We start from the raw sequence: 7144 nt of genomic DNA on the forward strand, positions 1-7144 counted from the left end.
ACTGATCGTCGCGTAAACCGTAACGCCGCATCTGTCTGTCTCCCTCAAAACCGGGAAAACAGTCTGCACAGGAAGCCACAAAGTACAACCCTCACGTGCCGCAATCAGCCCTTAACTGACGACACGCCGTAGCCTGGCACATGGAAAACTGTGTCCGGAAGGAACTGGTTGTGGCTTCGTTTCTGAAAAACCTTCTGACACCGGAAAACTCCCTTTTTGCCCTGCTGGACAAGGCCTGTGAGGGGGAACTGCCGGTCGAGGAAGCCGTCCGGATTTTCCGTGAATTTGCCCGGCGTGACAACCCGCGGGCCTGTCGCCATCTTGCCCTTGCCTATCTGACGGGGGAGGGCATCGAGTCCCATCCGCCAAGTGCGCGGCGATGGATGAGACATGCAGCAGAACTCGGGGACGGGAAGGCGTGGAACTGGCTTGCCCGGATCTGCGCCGATGGAATTCCGGAGGCGGGAACGGGGGTGAGTCTGCTCGGCCCGTGGGAGCCGCAGGAGCCGGATCGTGCCCTGGTTATGAAATCCGCTCAGAAAGGCGTGGCAGCAGGTGATCCGGAAGCTGCTGTCTTTCTTGCCTGGTATCTCAGTTCTGATCCTGACACGCCTGAGACGGTCCAGCGGGATGCCCTGCGTCAGGCCGCAGGATCAGGGTCTCCATGGGTCTGTACGGCGCTGGCGCGTGAGGCGCTGGAGGCTGTCATGCCCGAAGCAGCGGGTGGTTTTACGGACAGGGTCGGGATTGTCACATACTGGCTGGATCAGGCGCTGGAGCAGGATTTTCCTGCCGCCCATTATCTGACAGCCGTCATTGCGGAGGATGCCCGTTTCGGTCATCCGGACCCTGCAAAAGCCTTTTTGCATCTGGAAAAAGCCGCGCAGGGTGGGGAGTGTCATGCGGCATTCTGTCTCGGACGGGTCCTGCTCTATGGCACACCGGCCGTTGCGGCCTCGCCTGAGCATGGCGTGACCTGGCTGCGTCAGGCCGCCAATGCCGACAGCGAGGAAGCGGCTCTGACACTGGGGCGCTGGTATGCCGCCGCAGGAGAGGAACAGAATCTGACAGAGGCGATCCGCTGGTACTGCAGGGCGCGTGAGAAAGGCAGCAGGGATGCTGTCAGGGAGCTTGCCGGACTGGTGATGCGTTCAGGAAACGGTTCATTTCCGGCGGAAGACGGCATGCTCTGGCTGCGGGAGGCGGCCGAAACCGGAGACCGTGAAGCCTGGCTGCAGCTCCTGCGCTGCCTTGCGGCGGGGCAGGGAGCGGAGCATCTGTCCTGGGCGCTGGATCGTCTTGAGCGTGAGGCACGGCTGAAGGCCCCGGGGCGTCCGGGAAAAGTGGCCGACCTGCTCAGGCGCGCGCATCCGCATATGGAACCCGCCTGATCAGTCTTTCCTGACCTGTACGGATTCGGTTTTCTCGGTGCCGCCCATGAAGTGGAATGTGAAACTGACCATCTGGCCGGTTTTCAGACTCGGATCCGGGTCCACGCAGACGAGATGATATCCGCCGGGCGGGAAGACGAGAGTTGATGTCGCCGGAAGGGCCAGGTGCGTGAACAGGGCCTTGAGCTGCTCTGTCAGATGCTGGTCCGTGTGATATCCCCCCGTGGATTTGCAGGAAGGGGACGTCACTCCGCTCAGCAGATGCGGAGTCTCGGCGGAGTTGGAGATCGTAAAAAATACGGCGCCGACATTATGCGCCGGACCGACCAGTTTCATCCATGCATCAGTGATGGTGATGTCATTCGCAGCCCGCTCCTGACCGGGAAAGGTGCTTCCGTCCGAGCCGGAATTTTCTGCCCGGGCCTGGCCCACGGCGCACAGGGAAGCAGCCACACAGAAGACAGACAGGATACGCAACGGAAACAGCTTCATCTCAGGGCCTTTTACTCGGGCAGTCTCACGGGACTTTTATGCCGGGCTATCCTATAACCCGCAGAGCGAGGTGGCCAGTAAAAGAGATACAGGCCCATGTGACGGGAGTTTGCGATGCGCTGTCCTTTCTGCGGGCATGCGGACACACAGGTGAAGGACAGCCGTCCGAACGAGGACGGATCATCGATCAGGCGGCGCCGGTCCTGTGCTGCCTGCGGTCAGCGTTTCAGCACAATCGAACGTGTTCAGCTTCGCGAGCTGACGGTCGTCAAGAGCGATGGCAGACGTACGCCTTTCGACCGGGAGAAACTGACCCGTTCCATCGCGATCGCCCTGCGTAAACGTCCGGTCAGCGGGGAGAGGATCGAGCAGATGGTCAGCGGAATCGTGCGCCACCTGGAGGCATCGGGCGAAGGGGATATTCCCACAAAACGGATCGGTGAGCTGGCGATGGACGCGCTGCATACAGTCGACAGCGTGGGATATGTCCGCTTTGCCAGCGTCTATCGTGACTTTCGTGAAACAAGTGACTTCTCTGAAATCCTCACGACACTGGTGCCCCAGGATGAACTGATCCGCCCGAAGGAAAAGAGGACGGAGCGGCATCAGAGCAGTGATGTGACGTGATGTGATGATCTCTTGCATGAAGTCTGCGGGAGGCCTACATACGGAAGTGCAAGGGGAGCCTGCTCCCCGGCTATGGCGATAAACGGAAGCTGGAATAAGCGTAGTGGACCCGGGGGCGGTACCCGGCGTCTCCACCAGATATCCCGAAGGCCCGGTGCCTGAAGGATCAGAGGGGACGAAACAGGCTCGACACGCGTGGTAAAGACCTTCCTTTTGCCCGGCATTGTACCACCGTCATCGGGCTAAATCACAAGTGCCAACGATAACTCAGAGGTGCTCGCTGTCGCTGCATAAGCGATAAGCGCGGTTCGGGAGGGCACCGGGCAACAGAAGCCCTCCCACCTCTCCGGCTGTATCTGCCGGAACCCATCGAAAAATACGGAAGAGCCGGAGGACGTGGCGGCTGATCTCTGGCATAGAGAGGTCAGTGCTGATACGCACGTCCCGGACCGGATGAGTCCGGCTGAGCACCGGAGGAGAGGGGGCTGCCATGGCCGATGATGGCGACGACAACGAATTCACCGGGGGGCTTCCCGAAAGTCTGCTGCCGTATGATCAGTGGATGGAAGACGCCTATCGCGAAGTAATGATCCGTGCACTCGAATATGTGAGCCATCAGGGGCTTGCAGGCGAGCATCATTTCTATCTGACTTTCCGCACCGACTGGCCTGGCACGGAGATACCAGCCCGTCTTCGTGCACAGTATCCGCATGAGATGACCATCGTGCTGCAGCATCAGTTCTGGGACCTGAAAGCGGACCGGATTCTGAAGCGTGTCACTGTGGGACTCTCGTTCGGGGGCGTCGGTTCGATACTCGCGATTCCTTTCGCGGCCATTACGGCGTTTGCCGATCCGTATATCCAGCTCTCGCTGCGTTTCACGCCGCCCGAGAGTCCGAAGGAGACTGCGGCTGAGGAAGCGGACGACGTGACGGTTACGGAGGAAAAGACGGAAGAGGAAAGGCCGGACGCCGCCGCTTCAGTCGTGAGTCTTGATGCGTTCCGGAAGAAAGGGCCTGTTCAGAGCTGACGCACGGCATCGTGCGCCGGCTGCATGCTGCGGTTCACTTCTGCGCTCGTGAGCCGGAGCATGAAGGATGTGAGAGAGAGCGATTATGACCGCCGACAGTGCCACAGCGTCGTCCAGAGCCACCCCGGCAGGAACGCCTGATTTTACCTATTCACCGCTTTTCAGGCTGGGTGAGGACAGCACGCCCTGGCGTAAGCTGGATATCGGAGGGGTGTCGACGTCGGAATGCGGCGGGAAAACCATCCTCCACATTTCACCGCAGACGCTGGCAGAGCTGTCTTCCGCAGCTTTCAATGACGTGGCTCACCTCCTGCGCCCGTCACATCTTCAGTCTCTGGCCAGTATCCTCAAGGATCCCGAGGCATCGGATAATGATCGCTTCGTTGCCTTCGACCTCCTGAAAAACGCGAGCATCGCCGCCGGAGGCGCGCTTCCGATGTGTCAGGATACGGGCACGGCCATCGTCGTCGGCAAGAAGGGCCAGCGTGTATGGGTAGATGGCAACGATGAGGAGGCGTTCTCCCGCGGTGTCTACAGCACCTATACCCGCACGGCGCTGCGTTATTCCCAGATGGCGCCGCTGACGATGTTTCAGGAGAAGAACACGGGGACGAATCTACCGGTTCAGATCGATATCGCGGCAAATCCGGGCGACTATCATCCCGAGCAGTACGATCTTCTGTTTGTCGCCAAGGGAGGCGGTTCGGCCAACAAGACATTCCTGTTCCAGGAAACCCGCGCGCTCCTGTCCACCCAGGAAAACCTGCTGAAGTGGCTGGAAGGCAAGCTCCGCTCGCTCGGCACGTCGGCCTGTCCGCCCTATCACCTCGCGATCGTCTTCGGAGGCATGTCGGCCGAGCAGACACTGAAGACCGTCAAGATGGCCTCCACGCATTATTACGACACGCTGCCGACCGAGGGCAGTGCCCAGGGGCAGGCATTCCGCGATAAGGAAATGGAGCAGGCCGTTCTGGAACTGACCCGTAAGCTCGGGATCGGTGCCCAGTTCGGCGGCAAATATTTCTGCCATGACGTGCGCGTCGTGCGGCTGCCGCGCCATGGTGCATCCTTTCCGGTGGGAATCGGCGTGTCCTGCTCAGCTGATCGCCAGGTCAAGGCCCGAATCACGGCAGAAGGCGTATTCTTGGAGCAGCTGGAACAGGATCCGGCCCGCTTCCTTCCGGAAACGACGGACGAGCATCTGGGCGGCCAGGAGGTGAAGATCGACCTCAACAGGCCGATGGATGAAATCCGCGAGGAGCTTTCAAAGCACCCCGTAAAAACCCGTCTGTCCCTGACCGGCACCGTGGTTGTCGCGCGTGATATCGCTCATGCGAAATTCCGTGAGCGTCTGCAGCGGGGGGAGGGGCTGCCACAGTATCTGAAGGATCATCCGGTCTACTACGCAGGCCCGGCCAAGACGCCTGAAGGCATGCCGACGGGGTCGTTCGGTCCCACCACGGCGGGCCGTATGGATTCCTATGTCGATGAACTGCAGAAGGCAGGCGGCTCCTACGTGATGCTTGCGAAGGGCAACCGCTCGAAAGCCGTGAAAGATGCCTGCCAGACCTGGGGCGGCTTCTATCTCGGTTCGGTGGGCGGTCCGGCTGCCCGGCTGGCAAAAGACTGCATCAAGAAAGTCGAGGTTCTGGAATATCCGGAACTGGGCATGGAAGCTGTATGGAAAATCGAGGTCGAAAATTTCCCTGCGTTCATCGTCATTGATGACAAGGGGAATGATTTCTATGCAGGTCTGACCGGCTGATATCTCTCTCTTCCGCGCATCCCGGACGGGGTGTGCGGAAGGGGATCATTTACAGAAGCATCCCGGCCCGGTTTAATCAGGAATCTGTCCGGCGGAGATCCTGTCTTTTCCGCCATTCCTTCAGTCCTGAGAGGCTCTATGCGCTTTACCGTCGATCGCCTTGATCATGCCGTTCTGACAGTGCGTGACCTGGAAGTATCCTCCTCCTGGTATCAGCGGGTTCTCGGGATGGAGCGTGAGGAATACGGCAGGAACAATCGAACGGCTCTGAAATTCGGCGGGCAGAAGCTCAATCTCCGCCCGGAAGGTGCGGAGGGCTGGGAAACATCACGCAATCCTCTGCCCGGAACCGCGGATCTGTGCTTCATCACGGCCGTGGAGAGCGAGAACGTGATCGAACATCTCGGGAAATGCGGCGTGGTCGTTACCGAGGGACCGGTGGCCCGTCTTGGTGCGCTCGGCCCGGTTACGTCTGTGTATTGTAACGATCCGGACGGAAATCTGATCGAGATTGCCTCCTATCAGGGCTGATCACGATCTGACCGGGCAAGCGCCTCATCAGCAGCCCGGATCACTTGTTCCGGGCATATTCCGTTTTCCCGCATGGACTGCACGGTCAGGGCCCCATCCCGCTTTGAAAGCCTGCGTCCGGTTTCATCACACACAAGCGGGTGAAACAGATATTCCGGCTCCGGCCATCCCATCAGGGTCTGCAGAAGCCGGTGCACAGCGGTGACCGGACGCAGATCCGTCCCGCGGGTCACCAGCGTCACGCCCTGCGCTGCATCGTCATGCGTGACACACAGATGATAAGATGCGGGCACATCCCTGCGTGCCAGCACAATATCTCCGAAGGCCTCCGGATGACAGGGAATCCGGCCGGCTCCGCGCTCATGCCAGAACAGATCATGTCCGGCTGCTGCACGGGACCGCTCCATATCCAGCCGCAGCACATATGTTTCTCCGGCTGCGATTCGTGCAGCAGCGGCATCAGAAGAAAGAGTCCGGCACGTTCCGGGATAGACCCGGCTTCCATCCGGTGCCTGATGCGGGGCATGAGCACTGTCCGCTATTTCCCGCTGAATATCCGCCCGTGTACAGAAACACGGATAAAGCAGCCCGCGTGAGGTGAGGCTGTCCAGTGTGGCTTTATAGTGTGTCATCCGCTGCGACTGCCGCCACACCGGCTCTTCCCAGCGAAAGCCGAGCCAGGCCAGATCCTCGGTAATTCCTGATGCGAAGGCCTCCCGGCAGCGCTGAGGATCGATATCCTCCAGCCTCAGCAGAAACCGCCCCTCAGGCCCGGCTGCCCGACGAGAGAACAGAGTCGCCGCGACATGCCCCAGATGCAGACGACCGGTCGGGCTGGGGGCAAAACGGGTGACGGGGAAAGAGGAGGCGGACATGAAGAACTGGCATCCGGAATAATCAGAAGCGACAAACTGAGGTGCTCAGATATGTCAGGCGGCTGTCTTCCCGGAAAGAAATATCTCCGCGGGGAGGCCTGCGGGCCGCTTGGTTCCGTCAGCCCGGCAGACAGGGTGGCACCGGCATGAAGCCGGTACCACCCCGGAAAACGCTCTCAGGCAAATCCCTCTTCCTGCTCCGCCGAAGCACGCATCTGTGCCACGAGAGCATCCAGTGCCTCACCGTTGGGAGAGGCGTTGCTGATGCCGGTCCAGTGCTGACGACTGACCAGCGCCCAGGCCTCGTCACCAAAGCGTTTCCAGAACCCCCAGGACATCCGTTTGATCTCGCCCCATGAATTGCCCCGGGTTTTGTGGAGACGTTTTTTATCTGATTTAAGCGGCTAAAGCATGTGATTTTTGTTGTGCATAA

Annotated in this window: 8 protein-coding genes and 1 other RNA gene; 6 read left to right on the plus strand and 3 right to left on the minus strand. The window is 60.0% G+C overall.

Going from position 1 to position 7144, the window contains the following annotated elements; translation table 11 throughout:
* Window positions 1-140 precede the first annotated feature (140 nt).
* Window positions 141-1391: a hypothetical protein gene (locus tag LOC54_RS10630; protein ID WP_279313791.1), complete on the plus strand. Its 1251-nt coding sequence runs from the start codon at window positions 141-143 to the stop codon at window positions 1389-1391.
* On the opposite strand, the gene LOC54_RS10635 is transcribed toward LOC54_RS10630, so the two are convergent.
* Window positions 1392-1883 carry a copper chaperone PCu(A)C gene (locus LOC54_RS10635; protein WP_279313792.1) on the minus strand — a complete coding sequence of 164 codons (492 nt, stop codon included), beginning with the start codon at window positions 1881-1883 and terminating at the stop codon, window positions 1392-1394. It abuts the gene before it with no gap.
* A 114-nt stretch (window positions 1884-1997) separates the two neighbouring features.
* Between LOC54_RS10635 and nrdR the strand changes: the two genes are divergently transcribed.
* From nrdR to LOC54_RS10660, 5 genes are all read left to right on the plus strand, one after another.
* Window positions 1998-2510 carry a transcriptional regulator NrdR gene (nrdR, locus tag LOC54_RS10640; RefSeq protein ID WP_279313793.1) on the plus strand — a complete coding sequence of 171 codons (513 nt, stop codon included), beginning with the start codon at window positions 1998-2000 and terminating at the stop codon, window positions 2508-2510.
* A gap of 31 nt (window positions 2511-2541) precedes the next feature.
* Window positions 2542-2853, plus strand: a transfer-messenger RNA (tmRNA) gene (ssrA, locus tag LOC54_RS10645).
* Between the two features lie 147 nt (window positions 2854-3000).
* Complete coding sequence (locus LOC54_RS10650; protein WP_279313794.1) at window positions 3001-3540, plus strand: SspB family protein; 540 nt, start codon at window positions 3001-3003, stop codon at window positions 3538-3540.
* An 85-nt stretch (window positions 3541-3625) separates the two neighbouring features.
* On the plus strand, window positions 3626-5305 hold the full coding sequence (locus LOC54_RS10655; RefSeq protein ID WP_279313795.1) for a fumarate hydratase: 1680 nt from the start codon (window positions 3626-3628) through the stop codon (window positions 5303-5305).
* Window positions 5306-5443: 138 nt separating this feature from the next.
* Window positions 5444-5836, plus strand: a complete 393-nt coding sequence (locus LOC54_RS10660; RefSeq protein ID WP_279313796.1) for a VOC family protein — start codon at window positions 5444-5446, stop codon at window positions 5834-5836.
* Here the strand turns inward: LOC54_RS10660 and gluQRS are convergent.
* Together gluQRS and LOC54_RS10670 are read right to left on the minus strand one after the other, a co-directional pair.
* Window positions 5827-6711, minus strand: a complete 885-nt coding sequence (gene gluQRS / locus LOC54_RS10665) for a tRNA glutamyl-Q(34) synthetase GluQRS (protein ID WP_279313797.1) — start codon at window positions 6709-6711, stop codon at window positions 5827-5829. The two genes, LOC54_RS10660 and gluQRS, sit on opposite strands and share 10 nt — an antisense overlap.
* A gap of 176 nt (window positions 6712-6887) precedes the next feature.
* Window positions 6888-7049, minus strand: coding sequence for a hypothetical protein (locus LOC54_RS10670; protein WP_279313798.1), 162 nt, complete (start codon window positions 7047-7049; stop codon window positions 6888-6890).
* Window positions 7050-7144 lie beyond the last annotated feature (95 nt).

Origin of the sequence: Acetobacter sp. AN02, from assembly GCF_029759835.1 — a bacterium.
Lineage (GTDB): Bacteria > Pseudomonadota > Alphaproteobacteria > Acetobacterales > Acetobacteraceae > Acetobacter.